The following is a 19,471-nucleotide window of genomic DNA, read 5'->3' as shown; positions in this document are numbered from 1 at the left end:
CGGTGGGGGCCTTTTCGTCGCCTTGGGTACTAGCTCACGGGGCCGGGCGGAATCCGGCCTTCTCCGCGTCTGCCTCGGTGCGGAACCACACGTCCGCGCGCGTCTCCACGAAGTTCGCGGAGCCCTCGTTGTAGTAACGACGGCCGGTGAGCGTGGCCTTCACCGAGAAGTCCGCGGCCGGCGCGTGGCCGTCCGACTTCGGCAGCACCGAGCCGGGACCGAACGGCGAGCGCGGGTTGAAGCCCTCCGGCTGCTGGAACCGCGCCGGGGCCGGTGCCGCGGGCGTTCCGTTCGGGCGGCCGCCGGTGGACGGCGAGAAGCCGACCGGACGCGGGCGCTGCGGGAGCGACGGCGTGGGCGGGGCCTCCTGCTTCGGCTGCTCGAACGCCGAGAACGCGGGGAAGCTCTGCTGACGCTGCGGCGTGGTGCGCCGGGCCTCGCGGATCGGCAGACCCGCTTCGGTGTGGCGCTGCGGCAGGTCGACGGGCTCGGGCTCCGGCTCGGGCGGTGCGGCGAGCAGCGGCTCGTCGCTCGGCACGAACTTCGGCACGAACGGCTGGTCGTTGGTGGTGTCCGGGAGCTTGCGGGTCTGGCCGAGCGCCGGCAACGGCTCGTCGGCGTCGAGCAGCGGCTCGAACAGCGAACGCCGCTGTTCGGCGACCGGAGCGGGCGCGACCGGAGCGGGCGGTGCGGCGGGGGCCTCGGTGCCGTGGGAGAACGCGGCACCGACGGCGCGGACCGAACGCTCCGGGGGCTCCTCGGACTCCACCCGCGGCTCGAACGCCGAGAACGGCGCGGGCGGCGGGGCGCCCGGCGTCATGAACGGCTGGGAGAACAACCCGGTGTACTCGGGCTCGACGAACTCCTCGAAGACCCGCTCGGGCTCGCGCTGCTCGCGCTGCTCGTGCGCGGACTCCTGTTCAGGCTCCTCTTCGGACTCCTGCTCGGGCTCCTGCTCGGGCTCGGCGTACTGCTCCTCGGCCAACGTCGACTCGAAGACACCGTTGCGCACGCTCGGCGCGTCCAGGTCCACCGGCTCGACGATCGGCTCGATGAGCCCGGTCTGCTCGGCCGGGGACTCCGGCTCCGCCTCGGACCGCGGCTCGGTGAACCCGTCCAGCTGGCCGGAGATCTCGTCGCGCAGGCCGGGGTACTCGCCGGTGAGGTCGCTGTCCGGCCAGCTGCTCTCCTCGACGGCGATGAACGTCGTCTGCTCGGAGCGGGTGCCGGCGGGCTCGTCCTCCTGCTCGGCGGCCTCGTCGAGGTACGTCTCCGGCTCGTCCTGAGCCCACGCCTCGCGCGGCTGGTAGATGAAGTCGTCGGACTGCTCGTCGACCTCCGGCCCCGCGGTCGGCACGCTGGCCGGCGCGCCGGGCTCGGCGACCAGGGGCACGTGCGACGTCCGCTCGGACGGGAGTTCGGGCTCCTCGTCGAAGTCCGCTGCCTCCAGGCCGGACTGCGACAGGACCGTCGTCTGCTCGGCCGGCGTCTCGGCGGGGACTTCCCCTGGCCCGAGTCGCTCGAACAGCGAACGGGGACGGTCGTCCTCGGCGTCGGCGAGTGCCTTCTGCTCGGCCAGCTGCTCCTCGAAGCGGCGCTGCGCCTCTTCGGGCTCGAGGTACTGGCGAACCTGTGCGGCCGGCTCCTCCTCGGGCTCCGGCTCGTGCTGGACCTCGAAGGTGGTCGTCTCGGGCGACTCCTGCTCGAACGACTCGTGCTCGTACGGCGTCTGCTCGTACGGGGCCCGCTCGTGAGGCGTCTGCTCGGGCTCCTCGACGACCGGCAGCGGCGGAACGTGCAGCGGCGGCGGAGCGGGAGCCGGCACGGGCTCACCGAAGTACGCGGGCGGCTCCTGGTACGGCGCGGGAGCGGGCGGTAGTGCCGGCACCGCCGTGGGCGGCGTCAGCACGTCGTCGCTCAGCGAGCGCGGCGGCGGCGCGTCCCACTCGTCGACCACGAAGTCGTCGACGGGAACAGCCGCCGCTACCGGTGCGGAGCTCCGGCGCGCATCGAGAAGTTGATCATCCAGGTCGGCAATCTGCTTGCGTGCGGGGCGCACCATCACCAACCAGGTGAGCAGTACTCCCGCAACGAAGGACAGCAGGCTCCACAGCCAGACCTGCCCGAAGATGTTCACGGGTAAGCCCCTTCTACGACCACACCGACCCCACTCACTCGGAAGGGTGAGCACGGCCAAACTACAGTGCCTTTGATGATGCTCCGTCACTACGCCGTTCAGCGCAAATAACGGGTGGAAAGCCCAGCGTAGAGTGGGATTTTGTGCCCCCTCTGACAACCTCGGCCATCACTTCGCAAGAAGTTCACACCCAGGGGCGAGGGCTCACGTACGGCGCACTCGCCTACGTCCTCTGGGGCTTGTTCCCGGCGTACTGGCCACTCCTCGTACCCGCCCAGCCGATCGAGGTGCTCGCGCACCGGATCGTCTGGTCGTTCGTCACGCTCGCCATCGTCGTCATGATCCTCCGACGGTGGCGGCCTTTCCTCGAACTATCAGGAAAAGGCTGGCTGATCGTTACCGCAGCGGCCGTGTTGATCACGGTGAACTGGGGCACCTACATCTACGCGGTCAACAGCCACCACGTCGTGGAAGCGGCGCTCGGCTACTTCATCACGCCACTGGTGAGCGTGGCGCTCGGAATGATCTTCCTGAAGGAACGCGTGCGGTTGCCGCAGACCGTAGCGATCGCTGTGGTCATCGTCGCTGTGATCGTGCTCACCGTCGACTACGGCAGGCTGCCGATCATCTCGCTGATCCTGGCCTGCTCGTTCGGCGTCTACGGGCTGCTGAAGAAGAAGGTGCCGCTGGACGCCATCACCAGCCTCACCGCGGAGAGCGTCGTGATCGTCCCGTTCGCGGTGGTCTACCTGCTCGTCCTCGGCAGCGCGAACACCTTCACCACCGAAGGCACCGGCCACACCCTGCTGATCCTGAGCACCGGCATCGTCACGGCGATCCCGCTGGTGCTGTTCGGCGCGGGAGCGCAGCGGATTCCGCTGATCACGATGGGCATGCTGCAGTACCTCGCTCCGGTGCTGCAGTTCGCGTGGGGCGTGTTCGTCGTGCACGAACCGATGCCGACCAGCCGGTGGATCGGGTTCGCACTGGTGTGGCTGGCCCTGGCGATCTTCACGTTCGACGCGCTGAAGAACCGGCGCAAGCAGACGCTCGCGCCGGTCAGCAACTAACGAGAACGCTCCACGACGTACACCGCGAGCTCTTCGAGGGCGTCACGGGCGGCGCACTCCGGCAGCTTGCCGAGTTCCGTGCGGGCCCGGTCCGCGTAGTCGTCGAGGGTCTCGCGGGCCTTGTCCATGCCGGAGGACTTGCGCAGCAGGAGCAGGGCCTCGGCCACCAGCTCGTCGTCGGTGATCGGGCCGGCCAGCAGTTCGGCCAGGCGCGTCTCGGACGGATCCGCCAGCGCGTAGAGCATCGGCAGCGTCTTCACGCCCTCGCGCAGGTCGGTGCCGGGGGTCTTGCCCGACTCGACGGACGGCGACGCGATGTCGATGACGTCGTCGGAGATCTGGAACGCCGCCCCGATCACCTCGGCGTAGCGGCGCAGCGCGTCCGTCTGCTCCTCGGTCGCGTCGGAGAACATGCCGCCGAACCTGGCCGCGGTGGCGATCAGGACGCCCGTCTTCTCCTCGATCACCTTGAGGTAGTGGGAGATCGCGTCCTCGCCGGGCTTCGGGCCGACGGTCTCGCGCATCTGACCGGTCACCAGGACCGAGAAGGTCTCCGCGATGATCCGCGCCGCGTCCGTGCCCAGGTCGGCGGTGAGGCGGGACGCGTGGGCGAAGAGGAAGTCGCCGGTCAGGATCGCGATGCTGTTGTCCCACTTGACGTTCGCGGAGACCGCTCCGCGGCGCATGGTCGCCTCGTCCATGACGTCGTCGTGGTAGAGCGTCGCGAGGTGGGTGAGCTCGACCACAGCGGCCGCCTTGATGACCTTTTCCCGGTCCCAGTCGGCGCCGAACTGCGATGCGAGCAGTGTGAAGAGCGGGCGGATGCGCTTCCCGCCCGCCTCCACAAGGTGAAGCGAGGTTTCCGTGACCGGGTGGAACTCGCTCTGCACGACGTCGTGCAGGATGCGCTCCACCTCGGCCAGGCCGTCCTGGACTACCTCGGTGAGCACGGGGTCCACCAACGCGAACCCCGGTCCCTCATGCTCGCTACTGGTCACACCAGCAGACTACGTACACCTAGCTGAGGAAGGAGCCGGTACCCGCCCAATCGAGCACGAACGTGGGCCACAAACCGAGCACCAAGGTCACCACCGCGCCCAGCGTGATCGCGATCGTGGTGAACGCGCCGGGCACCGTCACGGTCGGGCCGTCCGGGGCCGGGTCGCTGAAGTACATCAGCACGATCACCCGCAGGTAGAAGAACGCCGCGACGGCCGAGGCCACCAGGGCGATCACCACGAGCGGCGTCAGGCCGGCCTCGATCGCCGCGCTGAACACGACGAACTTGCCGATGAAGCCGGACGTCAGCGGAATGCCGGCCAGGGCCAGCAGCAGGAACGTGAAGGTGGCCGCCACGATCGGCGACCGCTTCGCGAGACCCGCCCACTGCGACAGGTGCGTCGCCTCGCCGTCCGAGTTGCGGACCAGCGACACGATGCCGAACGCGGCGATCGTGGTGAAGCCGTACGCCAGCAGGTAGAACATGGTCGCGCTCACACCGGGGTTGTCGCCCTCGGGGGTCAGCGCGATCGAGCCGATCAGCAGGAAGCCCGCGTGCGCCACCGAGGAGTACGCGATCATGCGCTTCACGTCGGTCTGGGTGAGGCCGAGGATCGCGCCGATCACCATCGAGACGACCGCGACGCCGTAGAGCACGCCACGCCATTCCCACTGCGTGTTCTCGAACGCCACCGTGAGCACGCGCAGGATGCCGCCGAACGCGGCGACCTTGGTGCACGCGGCCATGAACGCCGTCACCGGCGTCGGCGCGCCCTGGTACACGTCCGGGGTCCAGGAGTGGAACGGGCCGACGGCGGCCTTGAACAGCAGGCCCACCACCAGCAGGCCGAAGCCCGCGAACAGCAGCGTGTCGGAACGGTCCGTGCCGCCGGCGGCGGTCGCGATGGCCGAGAGCTTCACCGAACCCGCGTAGCCGTACAGCAGGGCCACGCCGTAGAGGAAGAACGCGGAGGCGAAAGCGCCGAGCAGGAAGTACTTCACGGCCGCTTCCTGCGAGAGCAGGCGACGGCGGCGAGCCAGGCCGCACAACAGGTACAGCGGCAGCGACAGGACTTCCAGCGCGATGAACATCGTCAGCAGGTCGTTCGCCGCGACGAAGGTCATCATGCCGCCGAGCGCGAACAGCGTGAGCGGGAAGACCTCGGTCTGCATGCCGGTCTTCGTCGCCTGCGCGCGGTCCTGCACGGTGCCGGGACGGATCGCGGCCTGCGCCACGAACGCGCCACCCGGCTCCACCGAGCGGTCGGCGATCAACAGCACCGAGCCGAAGCCCAGCACCAGCAACGTGGCCCACAGGAACAGCGACGGCGAGTCGACCGCGATCGCCCCCGCCAGCGTCGCCACGCCCTGCTCGGGACGCTCCGACGTCGCGTAGAGGATCAGCGAGCCGACGGCGCCGACCAGGGTCAGGAGCGTGAGCACGAGCTGCACGGCCCACCGCTGGTGCTTGGGCAGCAACGCTTCCAGCAGCACGCTGATGCACGCCGCACCGAGCACGATCAGCAGCGGCGCGATGGCGCCGTAATGGATCTCCGGCGCCTCGATCTGTTGCGCCTGAGCGACGAGAAGGTTCACGTCACTTGCCTTCCTGCACGGTGACCGGGTCGGTCACGCCGACCTCGGTCAGCGTCGCCCCCACAGTCGGGGTGATGACGTCGAGCACCGGCTGCGGGTAGAACCCGAGCGCCAGCACGATGACAACGAGCGGTGCCAGCACGGCGATCTCGCGCTTCGAGAGGTCGCCGATGGCCGTCTTCTTCTCCGGGTCGCCGACGGCGCCCGGTCCGGCGGCCGCACCGATCAGCGCGTCGCCGCGCAGCGGGCCGGTCATGATCCGCTGGTAGAGCCACAGCACGTAGAGCGCCGCGAGCACCATGCCGACCGTCGCGATGATCGTGAACACCGGCCGCGTCGGGAACGAGCCGATCAGCACCAGGAACTCCGAGACGAACGAGTTCGTGCCCGGCAGCGACAGCGTGGTCAGACCCGCCAGCAGCAGCATGCCCGCGAGCAGCGGGGCCACCTTCGACATGCCGCCGTAGTCGGAGATCAGCGACGAACCACCGCGCGCGATCACCATGCCGACCACGAGGATCAGCATGCCGGTCGAGATCGAGTGGTTGAGCATGTACGACACCGAGCCCACGCCCGCCTGCGACGTGAACGAGAAGATGCCGAGCGCGATGAAGCCGAAGTGGGCGATCGAGACGTAGGCCAGGAACCGCTTCATGTCCCGCTGGCCCGTGGCGAGCAGCGATCCATAGAGGACACCGGCCACCGCTAGCACGAGCACGTACGGCGCCAGGTTCTTCGACGCCTCCGGGAACATCGGCAGCAGGTAGCGCAGCATGCCGAACGTGCCGACCTTGTCCAGGATGCCGACGACGATCACCGTGACGCCGATGGGCGCCTCGGCCGCGGCGTCAGGCAGCCAGGTGTGGAACGGCACGAGCGGCGCCTTGATCGCGAACGCCAGGAAGAAGCCGAGGAACAGCCAGGTCTGCGTCGTCGAGTCGGCGTCGCTGACCACCTTCACCAGCGTCGCCCAGTCGAACGTGCCCTTGCCCAGCTCGTCCGACGCCATCGCGTACGCGCCGATGGCGGAGGCCAGCATGATCAGGCCGCCGAGGAACGAGTAGAGGAAGAACTTGACCGCCGCGTACTGCCTGCGCGCGCCGCCGTAGCCGCCGATCAGGAAGTACATCGGGATCAGCATGACTTCGAAGAGCACGTAGAACAGGAAGACGTCGGTGGCGGCGAACACCGCGACCGTCACGGCCTCCTGGATGAGGATCAGCGAGAGGTACCCGCCCTGCGAACGGCCGGCGGGCAGCTTCTCGGTCCAGCCGGCACCGATCACCAGCGGGATCAGCAGCGCGATGACCGCGATCATCACCAGCGCGATGCCGTCGATGCCGAACTGCAGCCGCACGCCGAACGCCGGGATCCAGTCCACGCCCGAGGCGAGCTGGATGCGGTCGCCGTCCGGGTCGTAGGCGAACCACAGCAGACCGGCGAGCACGAGCTCGACGAGCGAGAACGCCAGCGCGACGAGCTTGGCCTTCTTGTCGTCCTTGCGCAGGAACGCCACCACCAGGGCGCCGACCAGCGGCACCACCAGCAGTGCGATCAGAACCCAGGTCACGAGAACCTCACCACCAGGAGCGCCCCGAGCACGAAGATCGAGCCCAGCAGCATGGACAGTGCGTAGGAGCGGACGAACCCGGTCTGCAGCCTGCGCAACCGGCCGGAGCTACCGCCGAGCAGCGCCGCGGTGCCGTTGACAGCACCGTCGACGCCCTTCAGGTCGAGGAACACCAGCGCGCGGGTGAGCCAGGTGCCCGGCCGCGCGAAGAGGGCCTCGTTCAGTGCGTTGCCGTAGAGGTCCGCACGGGCCGCGCGCACCGGCCAGGCCACCCGCACCGGTCGCTCGACCGGCTGCTTGCGGCGGCCGAAGAGCAGGAACGCGAGTCCGGCGCCCAGCAGCGCGAGGACGACGGTCAGGATCCCGACCATGCCGTGCGAGATGACGCCGTGCTCTTCCTTCAGCTCGCCCAGCGAGGGCTCCAGCCAGCCGGCCAGACGCCCGCCGGAGGAGAGGAACCAGCCGCCACCGATCGAGCCGACCGCGAGGATGATCATCGGAACGGTCATCGTCAGCGGGGACTCGTGCGGGTGGTACTCGCGGCCGTCCTCGGACTTCAGTTCCTTCCAGCGGGGCTTGCCCAGGAAGACGAGGATCAGCAGGCGCGTCATGTAGAACGCGGTCAGCGCGGCACCGAGCAGTGCGACACCACCGAAGACGTACGGGCGCCAGCCCTCCCCGGTGAACGCCGCCGCGATGATGGCGTCCTTCGAGAAGTAGCCCGCGAACGGCGGGATGCCGATCAGCGCGAGGTAGCCGAGCGTCCAGGTGACGAAGGTGATCGGCAGGAACTTGTAGAGCCCGCCCATCCGGCGGATGTTGCCCTCGTCGTTCATGCCGTGCATGACCGAACCGGCACCGAGGAAGAGCCCGGCCTTGAAGAAGCCGTGCGTCAGCAGGTGCATGATGCCCAGCGCGTACCCGATCGGGCCGAGGCCCACCGCGAGGATCATGTAACCGATCTGCGAGACCGTCGAGTACGCCAGGACCTTCTTGAAGTCGTCGTAGGCGCAACCGATGATGCAGCCGATCAGCAGCGTGACGGCACCGATGATCATGACGACCAGGCGGCCGTCCTCGCTCAGGTTGTAGAGCGGGTTGGAGCGGGCGATCAGGTACACGCCCGCGGTGACCATGGTCGCCGCGTGGATCAGTGCGGACACCGGGGTCGGGCCGGCCATCGCGTCCGGCAACCAGGCCTGGAGCGGGAACTGACCGGACTTGCCGCAGGCGCCCAGGAGCAGCAGCAGCGTGATCGCGAGGACCTCGGCGGAGGAGAACTCGCTGACGCGGCTGAAGACCTCGGTGTACTGCGTCGTCCCGAGCTTGTTGAACATCAGGAAGATCGCGATGGCGAGGCCCAGGTCACCGACGCGGTTCATCAGGAAGGCCTTCTTGGCCGCCGACGCCGCTTCCGGCTTGTACTGGTACCAGCCGATCAGCAGGTACGAGGCGAGACCGACGCCCTCCCAGCCGAAGTACAGGGTCACGAAGCCGTTGCCCAGCACCAGCAGGAGCATCGCGGACACGAAGAGGTTGAGGTAGGCGAAGAACTTCCGCCTGCCTTCCTCGTGCGCCATGTAACCGATCGAGTAGATGTGGATCAGCGAGCCCACACCGGTGATCAGCAGCACGAACGTGAGCGACAGCGGGTCGATCCGCAGTCCGAACTCGACGGTCAGCGCGTTGACGTCGATCCAGTCCCACAGGTGCAGGTTCTGCACCCGCCCCTCGGGGTTGGAGACACCGACCGTGGAGAAGAACAGCGCGAGCGCGTAGCCGAACGACGCCAGCAGCGTGGCGCTGCCGAGCAGGTGGCCCCACTTGTCGGCGCGCCTGCCACTGACCAACAGCACCGCCGCACCGAACGCGGGCAGCGCGAGCAACAACCAGGCGAAGCTCGCGACCCCGCTGGCGACAACAGGTTCCGTCACCGGTGACCCCTCAGTACTTCAGCAGGTTCGAGTCGTCGACCGAGGCCGAGCGACGCGTCCGGAAGATGGACATGATGATCGCGAGGCCGACGACGACCTCCGCCGCGGCGACGACCATCACGAAGAACGCCATCACCTGACCGTCGAGCGAGCCGTTGATCCGCGCGAACGTCACGAGGCTCAGGTTGACCGCGTTGAGCATGAGCTCGACGCACATGAAGACCACGATGGCGTTGCGGCGCACCAGAACGCCGACGGCGCCGATGCTGAACAACAGTGCCGACAGCAGCAGGTAGTACGTGGGAGTCACGACTCACTTCCCTTGAGCGCGTGCGCGTCGGCCTGGTGCCCGGTGCCGGCCACGTCGGCGACGTCGTCCGACAGCGTGGACTTGTCGGTCGCCTCGATGACCTCGAACAGCGACTCCTCCGCCACGCTGCCGTCGGGCAGCAGGGCGGGGGTGGCCACCGAGTTGGCGGTGGCGAAGACACCGGGGCCGGGCAGCGAGCCGACCCGGCTGCCGTCCTGGAAGCGCTCCTCGACGAGTTCCTTCTGCGTCTTCTTGGCGGGCTTCCCGTCGCGGCCGACGAAGGCCAGGATCATCGCGCCGAGAGCGGCGGTGATCAGCAGCGCCGACGTGAGCTCGAACGCGAACAGGTAGTCCGTGAAGAGCTTCTGGCCGATGTTGCCGACGTTGCCACCGTTCGTGGTGTTCGCCTCGGCCAGGCCGCGGGCGTCGACACCGTTCAGCGCGCGGCCGACCGAGCCGACCAGGATCACGGCGAACCCGATGCCGAGCAGTGCGGCCGCGAGCCGCTGGCCGCGGATCACTTCGACGACGGAGTCCGAACTGTCGCGGCCGACCATCATCAGCACGAACAGGAACAGCATCATGATCGCGCCGGTGTAGACGATGATCTGCACGAAGCCGAGGAACGGCGCCTGCTGGACCATGTACAGCACACCGAGGCTGAGCATCGTCACGACGAGCCACAACGCGGAGTGCACGGCGTTGCGCGCGAAGAGCATGCCGAGCGCACCGGCCAGCGCGAGCGGGCCGAGCACCCAGAAGGTGACCGCCTCGCCGGTGGTCACGGTGTCGACCACGCGCTGCACCGGTTCGGGCTGCTGCTGCGCGAGGAACGTCAGGAGGCTCACTGCTGAGCCTCCTTCGCGAGGCGCGGCCCGTTGACGTAGTAGTCCTGCTCGTTCTCGCCGAGCCGCATCGGGTGCGGCGGCTGCTCCATGCCGGGCAGCAGCGGGGCGAGCAGGTCCTCCTTGGTGAAGATCAGGTCCTGGCGGTTGTCGTCGGCGAGCTCGTACTCGTTCGTCATCGTGAGCGAACGCGTCGGGCACGCCTCGATGCACAGGCCGCAGCCGATGCAGCGCAGGTAGTTGATCTGGTAGTCGGCACCGAAGCGCTCACCGGGAGAGAAGCGTGCCTCTTCGGTGTTGTCGCCACCCTCGACGAAGATCGCGTCCGCCGGGCAGGCCCACGCGCACAGCTCGCAGCCGACGCACTTCTCCAGACCGTCCGGGTGCCGGTTCAGCTGGTGACGGCCGTGGAACCGCGGCGCGGTCACCTTCTTGACCTCGGGGTACTCCTCCGTCACCACCTTCTTGAACATGGTGCCGAAGGTGACTCCGAAGCCTTTCAGGGACTCGAACATCCCTACTCAGCCTCCTTACCGGTGGTGACGGCTGCCTTGTCCGCGGGGATGTTGGCGACCTTGACCTTGCGCTTGGGCGCGGCCTTGGGAACGACGAGGTCGAGCGGCGGCACGGGGAAGCCGGAACCCGCGAGCGGAACGCCCTTGGTGTCCTGGACCTTCTTGTCCGGCAGCAGGAACGAGACCAGCAGCACGAGGCCGACGACCACGCCCAGCGCGATGAGCCGCTGCGCCGTGGAGAGCTGCTGGATCGCGCCGGTGCGGATGACCGCGACGGCCATGATCCAGACGAGGCTGGTCGGGACCAGCACCTTCCAGCCCAGCTTCATGAACTGGTCGTAGCGCAGGCGGGGAAGCGTGCCGCGCAGCCAGATGAAGAGGAAGAGGAAGCTCAGCGTCTTGATGACGAACCAGAGCAGGCCCCACCAGCCGGTGTTCATGAACTCGCCGCTCCACGGGGCGTGGTAGCCGCCGAGGAAGAGCGTGGTCGCGAGCGCCGAGACGGTCACCATGTTGACGTACTCGGCGAGGAAGAACAGCGCGAACTTCAGCGAGCTGTACTCCGTGTGGAAACCACCGACGAGCTCCGACTCGGCCTCGGGGAGGTCGAACGGGGCGCGGTTGGTCTCGCCGACCATCGACACGACGTAGATCGCGAAGCTGGGGAACAGCAGGAGGCCGAACCAGCCGGGCGCGAACCCGAGCACGGTCGTCGCCTGCGCGCCGACGATGTCACCGGTCGACATGGAGCCGGTGAACATGATCACCGCGACGATCGACAGGCCCATCGCGATCTCGTAGGAGATCACCTGTGCCGCGGCGCGCAGCGAGCTCAGCAGCGGGTACGGCGAGCCGGAGGCCCAGCCGGACAGCACGATGCCGTAGACGCCGATCGAGGAGCAGGCGAGCACCACCAGCACGCCGACCGGGAGGTCGACGAGCTGCAGCGCGGTCTGCTCGCCGAACAAGTTGACCTCGCCCGCGAGCGGGATCACCGAGAACGCGAGGAACGCGGGGATGCACGAGATCACCGGCGCGAGGAAGAAGACCCACTTGTCCGCGAGGACGGGGCGGATGTCTTCCTTGAACGCGAGCTTGAGACCGTCCGCGAGCGACTGCAACCAGCCGTTCGGGCCCACGCGGTTGGGGCCGGGACGCTGCTGCATCCGCCCCACGACCTTGCGCTCCCAGTTGATCATGAACAGAGTCATGACCACGAGGAACGCGAAGATCGCGACGACCTTGATCAGGATCAGCCAGAACGGGTCGTCCGCGAGGAGCTTGGCGGTTTCGCCGATCTCCGCTGCGTGGACGTGGTGGGTCATGACGTCACCCCAAAGGAAGATTCTCCGCTGACGGAGACGATCGAGCCGTGGCCCGCGCCGAGAGTGGCCCGGACGGTCACGTCACCCGAGTTGGTGGGCAGCCAGATGACGCCCTCGGGCAGGTCGTCGGTCTCGACCGGGAGCGTGATCGCGCCACGCTCGGTGGAGACCGTCACGTAGCCGCCGGTCTCCAGTCCGAACTGCTGCGCGGTGACCTCGGCGATCTTCGCGACGACCGGGCGTGCCGTACCGGCGAGGTGCGGCTCGTCCACCTGCAGCGAACCGTTGCCGAGCAGGCGGTGCCACGTGGCGAGCACGGCCTTGCCGGGGCCGGCCGGGGAGACCAGCGGCGCGGCGACGTTGAGCGACGAACCGCTCGGCGAGCCCTCGCCCAGACGCGCCAGGTCGGCGGCCGAGGCGGCGGGCGTCTGCGTGAACAGGTCCGCGTCCATCTCCACCGCGAGGGTGTCGAGCACGCGGCAGTCCGGCAGGGCGCTGGTGCCGTCGAGGGTCGTGCCGAACTCGCGGCGGCGGCCCTCCCAGTTGAGGTAGCTGCCGGACTTCTCGACCGCCGGGGCGATCGGGAGCACGACGTCCGCGTGCGCGGTGACCGCGCTCGGCCGCAGCTCCAGGCTCACGATGAAACCGGCTCCTGCCAACGCCTTCTCCGCGAGCCGCGGGTCCGGCAGGTCGAACGGGTCGACGCCGCCGACCAGCAGACCGGACAGCTCGCCGTTCGCGGCGGCTTCGAGGATGCCCGTGGTGTCGCGGCCGGGCGTCGCGGGCAGCGAGCCCTCCTCGACGCCCCAGGTGCGCTCGACCTCGGTGCGCGCCACGGCGTTCGCGACGTGGCGGCCGCCGGGCAGCAGGTTCGGCGTGGCACCGACCGCGAGCGCGCCGCGCTCACCGGCACGGCGGGGAATCCACGCGACCTGGGCACCCGTGCGCTCGGCCAGGCGTGCGACCGCGGTGAACGCGCCGGGGATCACGGCGGCGCGTTCACCGACCAGGATCACCGCACCGGGCTTGGACAGCAGCTCGACGACGTCGGAAGCGTGCTCCGGCAACGCGTTGATGGCGTTCGCCTCGGCACCGGGCACGCAGGCGAGCAGCGTGCCGAACGTCTTCTCCACGGCCGGGGTCGTGAACTGGCCGAGGTGGAAGACCTTCGTGGTGCCCTTGCGAGCGGCCTTGCGCAGGCGCAGGAAGACGATCGGCGCCTCCTCCTCGGGCTCGAACGCGACCAGCAGCGCGGCCGGTGCGGACTCGATGCCCTGGAAGGTGACGCCGTTGTCCGGGTTCGTGAACACCGTGGTGCCGGACAGGAACTCCAGCTCCTCGGCGCTGTGCGGCCGGGCGCGGAAGTCGATGTCGTTGGTGTGCAACGCGATCCGGGCGAACTTCGAGTACGCGTAGGCGTCCTCGACGGTCAGCCGGCCGCCCGTGAGGACACCGACGCCGTTCGCGTCACGCGCCGCCGCGAGACCGGCCGCCGCGACCTGCAGCGCCTCGGTCCAGGACGACTCGCGCAGCTCACCGGACGCCGCGTCGCGCACCAGCGGCCGCTTGATGCGGTCGCCGGTCGTGGCGTAGCGGAAGGCGAACCGGCCCTTGTCGCAGATCCACTCCTCGTTGACCTGCGGGTCGTCGCCGGCGAGCTTGCGCTGCACCTTGCCGCGCCGCCAGTCGGTGCGCTCGGCGCAACCCGACGAGCAGTGCTCGCAGATGCTCGGCGTCGACACGAGGTCGAACGGCCGGGCGCGGAAGCGGTAGGCGGCGCTCGTCAGGGCACCGACCGGGCAGATCTGGATGGTGTTGCCCGAGAAGTACGACTGGAACGGCTTGTCCTGCGCCACACCGATCTGCTGCTGCGAGCCGCGCTCGAGCAGTTCGATGAACGGGTCGCCGGCGATCTGCGCGGAGAACCGGGTGCAGCGCTGGCAGAGCACGCAACGCTCGCGGTCGAGCAACACCTGCGTCGAGATGTTGATCGGCTTCGGGAACGTCCGCTTGTGCTCGTGGAAGCGGGAGTCGCTGCGGCCGTGGGCGATCGCCTGGTTCTGCAGCGGGCACTCACCGCCCTTGTCGCAGATCGGGCAGTCCAGCGGGTGGTTGATGAGCAGCAGCTCCATCACACCCTGCTGGGCCTTGTCCGCGACCGGCGACGTCAGCTGGGTCTTCACGACCATGCCGTCCGCGACCGTCATCGTGCAGGAGGCCTGCGGCTTCGGCATCGGCCGGCCGCCCATCTCCACCTCGACGAGGCACTGGCGGCAGGCGCCCGCGGGCTCCAGCAGCGGGTGGTCGCAGAAGCGCGGGATGACCGTGCCGAGACGCTCGGCCGTGCGGATCAGCAGCTCGCCCTTCGGCGCGATGACCGTTTCGCCATCGATGACGAGCTTGACGTGTCCTTCTGGGACAACGACCTCAGCCTCAGTGGGCTTGTCAGGCGCGATGGTCATGCGTTCGCTCCAGCCAGGACGGTGCTAGCCCCATTTTTGGGAGAGTTCGCGGTGCACAGGGCGAGGAACTCGTCCTTGAAGTACTTGATGCCACTGGTGATCGGGCTGACCGCACCGTCACCGAGCGCGCAGAACGAGCGGCCGAGGATGTTGTCGCAGACGTCGAGCAACGTGTCGATGTCGCTCGCCGTCCCGTTGCCGGCCACCATCCGCTGCAGGATCTGCACGAGCCAGTACGTGCCCTCGCGGCACGGCGTGCACTTGCCGCACGACTCGTGCTTGTAGAACTCCGTCCACTTCATGACGGCCCACGGCACGGACACGGTCTCGTTGAAGATCTGCAGGGCGGTGGTGCCCAGCATCGAACCGGCCTCGGCGGCACCCTCGAAGTCCAGCGGCACGTCGAGGTGCTCCGCCGTGAACAGCGGGGTGGACGAGCCACCCGGCGTCCAGAACTTGAGCGGGATGCCGTCCTTCATGCCGCCGGCCATGTCCAGCAGCTGCCGGAGCGTGGTGCCCATCGGCGCCTCGTACTGGCCGGGCCGCGTGACGTGGCCGGACAGCGAGTAGATCTTCGGACCGGGCGACCGGTCGCGACCCATCTCGCGGAACCAGTCCGCGCCACCGTTGACGATGAAGGGAACCGACGCGATGGTCTCGACGTTGTTCACCACGGTGGGCGACGCGTAGAGGCCCGAGGTCGCGGGGAACGGCGGCTTGAGCCGCGGCTGGCCACGACGGCCCTCCAGCGAGTCGAGCAGCGCGGTCTCCTCGCCGCAGATGTACGCGCCGGCGCCGGCGTGGATCACCACGTCGAGGTCGAACCCGCTGCCCAGGATGTTCTTGCCCAGGTAGCCCTTGGCGTACGCCTCGCGCACCGCCGCGTTGAGGCGGCGGATGCAGTGCAGGACCTCGCCGCGGACGTAGATCGCCGCGAAGTTCGCGCGGATCGCGAACGACGTGATGATCACGCCCTCGATCAGCGAGTGCGGGTCCGCCATCATCGTGGGGATGTCCTTGCAGGTGCCCGGCTCGCCCTCGTCGGCGTTGATGACGAGGTAGTGCGGCTTGCCGTCGCCCTGCGGGATGAAGCCCCACTTCATGCCGGTGGGGAACCCCGCGCCGCCGCGGCCGCGCAGTCCGGAGTCCTTGCACTGCTGGATGAGCTGGTCCGGGTGGGCCTTGAGCGCCTTGGGCAGTGCGGTGTAGCCACCGGTGCGCTCGTAGGTCTCGATGGTCCAGGACCTGGGCTCGGTCCAGCGCTTGGTGAGAACAGGAGTCAGCGGGTCAACCATGGTGTCCCTACTTCTTTTCCGGCAGGGCGGGGAACTCGGCGTTGGACGGCATCCGAGGTGCGTCCCAGCCGCGTTCCTTGGCGATCTGCGCACCGGCCAGCGTCTCCGGCGCCGCCGACGGGCCGTCGAGGTCTGCGTCGCGACCCTCGAAGAACCCGGCGAGCTGGAGCTCGGCCTGCTTGAAGTCGGTGAGCGGCGCGCCGCGGGTCGGGGCGGGCTTCTCCCCCGACTGCAACGCCTTCACGAGTCCCAGGGCCTTGTCCGGCGTCTGGTTGTCGTAGAACTCGTAGTTCACCTGGAGCACCGGGCCGAGGTCGCACGCGGCGAGGCACTCGGCGTGCTCCAGCGTGATCGAGCCCGGCGTGCCCGGCTCGCCCGCGGTCTCCTCGTGACCCACGCCGAGGTGGCTCTTGAGCGTCGAGTAGATCTCGTCGCCGCCCAGTGCCGCGCACAGCGTGTTCGTGCACACGCTGACCAGGTGCTCACCGCACGGGCGGCGCTTGTACATCGTGTAGAACGTCGCGACCGCGCTGACCTCGGCCTCGCTCAGGTCGAGCTGTCCGGCGCAGAACCGGATGCCGTCCTGGGAGACGTAGCCCTCGACCGACTGCACCAGGTGCAGCATCGGCAGCAGCGCACTGCGGGCCTGCGGGTAACGGGCGACGATCGCCTGCGCCTTGTCCACAGTGGACTGGTCGAAAGCGGTTTCCTGTGCGTGAGTCATCGGTCGCAACCACCCATCACGGGGTCGATCGAGGCGACGGACGCGATCACGTCGGCGACCATGCCGCCCTCGCACATCGCGGGCATCGACTGGAGGTTCACGAAGCTTGGTTCGCGGACGTGCACGCGCATCGGCCTCGTGCCGCCGTCGGAGACGATGTGGTAGCCGAGCTCGCCGCGCGGCGACTCGATCGGCACGTACACCTGGCCCGCCGGAACCTTGAAGCCCTCGGTCACCAGCTTGAAGTGGTGGATGAGGGACTCCATGGACTGGCCCATGATCTTGCGGACGTGCTCGAGCGAGTTGCCCATGCCGTCGCTGCCGATCGTGAGCTGCGCGGGCCACGCGATCTTCGCGTCCTCGACCATCACCGGACCGGTCGGCAGGCTCTTCACGACCTGCTTGATGATCCGCAGCGACTGGTGCATCTCTTCCAGACGCAGCAGGTACCGCGCGAAGCTGTCCGCGGCGTTCGAGGTCGGCACGTCGAACTGGTAGTTCTCGTAGCCGCAGTACGGCTCGATCTTGCGCAGGTCCCAGGCCAGACCGGCGGAGCGCAGGATCGGGCCGGTGATGCCGAGCGCGAGGCAGGCGTCGACGGGCAGGTAGCCCACGCCCGCGAGGCGGTTGCGCCAGATCGGCTGGCCGGTGAGCAGCTTGTCGTAGTCCGGGAGCCGCTTCTCCATGACCTTGACGTACGCGGTGATCTTCTCGACCGCATCGGCCGGCAGGTCCTGCGCGAGGCCGCCGGGACGGATGAACGCGTGGTTCATCCGCAGACCGGTGAGGTGCTCCAGCAGGTGCAGGGTCTCCTCACGCTCGCGGAAGCCGGAGGTCATACCGGTGAGGGCGCCGAGCTCCATGCCGCCGGTGGCGAGCGCGACGAGGTGCGAGCTGATGCGGTTGAGCTCCATCAGCAGCACGCGGATCGCCTGCGCCTTGTCCGGCACCGTGACGCCGAGCAGCTTCTCGACGGCCATGCAGTACGCGGCCTCGTTGTGCAGAGGCGCCAGGTAGTCCATGCGCGTCACGAAGGTGACGCCCTGGACCCAGTTCCGGTACTCGACGTTCTTCTCGATGCCGGTGTGCAGGTAGCCGATCACGCTGCGGGCGTGGGTGACCGTCTCGCCCTCGAGCTCCAGGATCAGGCGGAGCACGCCGTGGGTCGAGGGGTGCTGCGGGCCGAGGTTCATGACGATGCGCTCGTCGTGGACCGCGTCCGCGAGCACCTCGTCCCAGTCGCCGCCGGTCACCGTGTAGACGGTGCCCTCGGTGGTCTTCCGGGAGTCCGCGATCTCGGGAGTCTCGGTGCGGGTGTTGACGTCGTCCGTGCTGTCGCTGCCGGTCGCACTGGTGTTGGTGCCGGTGGTGACGTCGGAAAGCCGCTCGGTCATGAGTAGGACCGCCTCTGGTCCGGCGGAGGAATCTCCGCGCCCTTGTACTCCACCGGGATGCCACCCAGCGGGTAGTCCTTGCGCTGGGGGTGTCCGTCCCAGTCGTCCGGCATGAGGATGCGGGTCAGTCCGGGGTGACCGTCGTAGATGATCCCGAACATGTCCCAGGCCTCGCGCTCCTGCCAGTCCGCCGTCGGGTAGACCTCGACGAGGCTCGGCACGTGCGGGTGCTCGACGTCCACGGCGACTTCCAGCCGGATGCGGCGGCGGTACGTCATCGACGTGAGGTGCGTGACCGAGTGCAGGCGCTGCGGCACGTCGGCGCCGTAGTCCACACCGGAGACGGAGCTGCAGAGCTCGAAGCGCAGGGACGGCGTGTCGCGCAGGATCCGCGCGACCTCGAGCAGCGTCTCCGGCCTGAGGTAGAAGGTGATCTCGCCGCGGTCGACCGTCACCTGCTGCACCGTGTCGGCGGGCAGACCCTTGTCCCCGATCGCGGCGAACAGCTCGTCCGCGACCTCGTCGAACCAGCCGCCGAACGGGCGCTCGGCCGGAGCGGACACGTGGGCGGGCAGGCGCAGTCCACCGAAGCCGGACGTGTCACCGGAGCCGGTGACGCCGAAGAGGCCCTGGCGCTCCTTGCCCGCGAGGATCGGCGCCTTGGCCTTCGCCTCGGTCGGGTTGGTCTTCTCGAGGTCCTCCCCAGCGCGGTTGACGCTGGAGTGCTCTCCCCCTGGCTCGGTCACTTCTTCCTCGCAAAACGCTCGGACGACGGGATGAGATCGGTGCGGTAGCCCGAGTCGGCGAGCGCCTTGGCGCGCACGGCGCCCAGCGGCTCGTCCATGATCTTGGCGTGGATCTTGAGGATCGCGTCCATCAGCATCTCCGGCCGCGGCGGGCAGCCCGGCAGGTACATGTCGACGGGCACGACGTGGTCGACGCCCTGCACCACCGCGTAGTTGTTGAACATGCCGCCAGTGCTGGCGCACACGCCCATGGCCAGCACCCAGCGCGGCTCGGGCATCTGGTCGTAGATCTGCCGCAGCACCGGCGCCATCTTGTTGGTGACGCGGCCGGCCACGATCATCAGGTCCGCCTGGCGCGGTGAGGCCCGGAAGACCTCCATGCCGAAGCGGGCCAGGTCGTACCGCGGACCACCCGTCGTCATCATCTCGATGGCGCAGCAGGCCAGGCCGAAGGTGGCAGGCCAGAGCGAGGACTTGCGGGTCCAGTTGACCAGCTTCTCGACGCTGACCAGCAGGATGCCGTTCGGGAGCTTCTCCTCGAGACCCATG

16 protein-coding genes are annotated in these 19,471 nt (G+C 68.7%); 1 reads left to right on the top strand and 15 read right to left on the bottom strand.

Going from position 1 to position 19,471, the window contains the following annotated elements; translation table 11 throughout:
- Positions 1–34: 34 nt before the first annotated feature.
- The gene (locus DFR72_RS19015) at positions 35–2,137 is read right to left on the bottom strand and encodes a sunset domain-containing protein (protein ID WP_090065924.1); all 2,103 of its coding nucleotides are present in this window, start codon (positions 2,135–2,137) and stop codon (positions 35–37) included.
- Between the two features lie 143 nt (positions 2,138–2,280).
- Between DFR72_RS19015 and rarD the strand changes: the two genes are divergently transcribed.
- A complete protein-coding gene (gene rarD, locus DFR72_RS19010; RefSeq protein ID WP_090065925.1) occupies positions 2,281–3,207 on the top strand; it encodes an EamA family transporter RarD in 927 nt (308 codons plus the stop codon).
- Here rarD and DFR72_RS19005 read toward each other — a convergent pair.
- Genes DFR72_RS19005 through DFR72_RS18940 form a run of 14 tightly spaced genes read right to left on the bottom strand, consistent with a single transcriptional unit; the run spans position 3,204 to position 19,470 of the window.
- Complete coding sequence (locus DFR72_RS19005; RefSeq protein WP_245983179.1) at positions 3,204–4,169, bottom strand: polyprenyl synthetase family protein; 966 nt, start codon at positions 4,167–4,169, stop codon at positions 3,204–3,206. The genes rarD and DFR72_RS19005 overlap by 4 nt on opposite strands.
- A 55-nt stretch (positions 4,170–4,224) precedes the next feature.
- Positions 4,225–5,802: an NADH-quinone oxidoreductase subunit NuoN gene (gene nuoN / locus DFR72_RS19000; RefSeq protein WP_090065927.1), complete on the bottom strand. Its 1,578-nt coding sequence runs from the start codon at positions 5,800–5,802 to the stop codon at positions 4,225–4,227.
- Between the two features lies 1 nt (position 5,803).
- On the bottom strand, positions 5,804–7,372 hold the full coding sequence (locus DFR72_RS18995; protein WP_090065928.1) for an NADH-quinone oxidoreductase subunit M: 1,569 nt from the start codon (positions 7,370–7,372) through the stop codon (positions 5,804–5,806).
- Positions 7,369–9,306, bottom strand: a complete 1,938-nt coding sequence (gene nuoL / locus DFR72_RS18990; RefSeq protein ID WP_090065929.1) for an NADH-quinone oxidoreductase subunit L — start codon at positions 9,304–9,306, stop codon at positions 7,369–7,371. The genes DFR72_RS18995 and nuoL overlap by 4 nt, the downstream gene beginning before the upstream one ends.
- Positions 9,307–9,316: 10 nt before the next feature.
- A complete protein-coding gene (gene nuoK, locus DFR72_RS18985; RefSeq protein ID WP_030473209.1) occupies positions 9,317–9,616 on the bottom strand; it encodes an NADH-quinone oxidoreductase subunit NuoK in 300 nt (99 codons plus the stop codon).
- Complete coding sequence (locus tag DFR72_RS18980) at positions 9,613–10,455, bottom strand: NADH-quinone oxidoreductase subunit J (protein ID WP_245983178.1); 843 nt, start codon at positions 10,453–10,455, stop codon at positions 9,613–9,615. The genes nuoK and DFR72_RS18980 overlap by 4 nt, the downstream gene beginning before the upstream one ends.
- Positions 10,456–10,460: 5 nt before the next feature.
- Complete coding sequence (gene nuoI / locus DFR72_RS18975) at positions 10,461–10,976, bottom strand: NADH-quinone oxidoreductase subunit NuoI (protein WP_090065930.1); 516 nt, start codon at positions 10,974–10,976, stop codon at positions 10,461–10,463.
- Between the two features lie 2 nt (positions 10,977–10,978).
- Positions 10,979–12,274: an NADH-quinone oxidoreductase subunit NuoH gene (gene nuoH / locus DFR72_RS18970; RefSeq protein ID WP_090066311.1), complete on the bottom strand. Its 1,296-nt coding sequence runs from the start codon at positions 12,272–12,274 to the stop codon at positions 10,979–10,981.
- 23 nt (positions 12,275–12,297) lie between these two features.
- Positions 12,298–14,763, bottom strand: coding sequence for an NADH-quinone oxidoreductase subunit G (locus tag DFR72_RS18965; RefSeq protein WP_090065931.1), 2,466 nt, complete (start codon positions 14,761–14,763; stop codon positions 12,298–12,300).
- The gene (gene nuoF / locus DFR72_RS18960) at positions 14,760–16,058 is read right to left on the bottom strand and encodes an NADH-quinone oxidoreductase subunit NuoF (protein ID WP_090065932.1); all 1,299 of its coding nucleotides are present in this window, start codon (positions 16,056–16,058) and stop codon (positions 14,760–14,762) included. Before nuoF ends, DFR72_RS18965 begins: the two co-directional genes overlap by 4 nt.
- Positions 16,059–16,065: 7 nt before the next feature.
- On the bottom strand, positions 16,066–16,782 hold the full coding sequence (nuoE, locus tag DFR72_RS18955; protein ID WP_090065933.1) for an NADH-quinone oxidoreductase subunit NuoE: 717 nt from the start codon (positions 16,780–16,782) through the stop codon (positions 16,066–16,068).
- Complete coding sequence (locus DFR72_RS18950; protein WP_090065934.1) at positions 16,779–18,176, bottom strand: NADH-quinone oxidoreductase subunit D; 1,398 nt, start codon at positions 18,174–18,176, stop codon at positions 16,779–16,781. The genes nuoE and DFR72_RS18950 overlap by 4 nt, the downstream gene beginning before the upstream one ends.
- The gene (locus DFR72_RS18945; RefSeq protein WP_090065935.1) at positions 18,173–18,922 is read right to left on the bottom strand and encodes an NADH-quinone oxidoreductase subunit C; all 750 of its coding nucleotides are present in this window, start codon (positions 18,920–18,922) and stop codon (positions 18,173–18,175) included. The genes DFR72_RS18950 and DFR72_RS18945 overlap by 4 nt, the downstream gene beginning before the upstream one ends.
- Entirely contained in the window at positions 18,919–19,470 is a 552-nt protein-coding gene (locus DFR72_RS18940; RefSeq protein WP_090013186.1) for a NuoB/complex I 20 kDa subunit family protein, read from the bottom strand. Before DFR72_RS18940 ends, DFR72_RS18945 begins: the two co-directional genes overlap by 4 nt.
- Between the last annotated feature and the right edge of the window lies 1 nt (position 19,471).

This window comes from Lentzea flaviverrucosa (genome assembly GCF_003350445.1).
In the GTDB taxonomy this organism is placed as follows: domain Bacteria; phylum Actinomycetota; class Actinomycetes; order Mycobacteriales; family Pseudonocardiaceae; genus Lentzea; species Lentzea californiensis.
The sequence above is the reverse complement of the archived record's forward strand: the minus strand, read 5'-3'. Positions and strand labels throughout refer to the sequence as shown.

Bases quoted from the DNA above. Each gene is read 5' to 3' on its own strand.
- DFR72_RS18940 (WP_090013186.1), bottom strand. From the start codon at position 19,470: ATGGGTCTCGAGGAGAAGCTCCCGAACGGCATCCTGCTGGTCAGCGTC.
- nuoI (WP_090065930.1), bottom strand. From the start codon at position 10,976: ATGTTCGAGTCCCTGAAAGGCTTCGGAGTCACCTTCGGCACCATGTTC.
- nuoF (WP_090065932.1), bottom strand. From the start codon at position 16,058: ATGGTTGACCCGCTGACTCCTGTTCTCACCAAGCGCTGGACCGAGCCC.
- DFR72_RS18950 (WP_090065934.1), bottom strand. From the start codon at position 18,176: ATGACCGAGCGGCTTTCCGACGTCACCACCGGCACCAACACCAGTGCG.
- nuoE (WP_090065933.1), bottom strand. From the start codon at position 16,782: ATGACTCACGCACAGGAAACCGCTTTCGACCAGTCCACTGTGGACAAG.
- DFR72_RS18965 (WP_090065931.1), bottom strand. From the start codon at position 14,763: ATGACCATCGCGCCTGACAAGCCCACTGAGGCTGAGGTCGTTGTCCCA.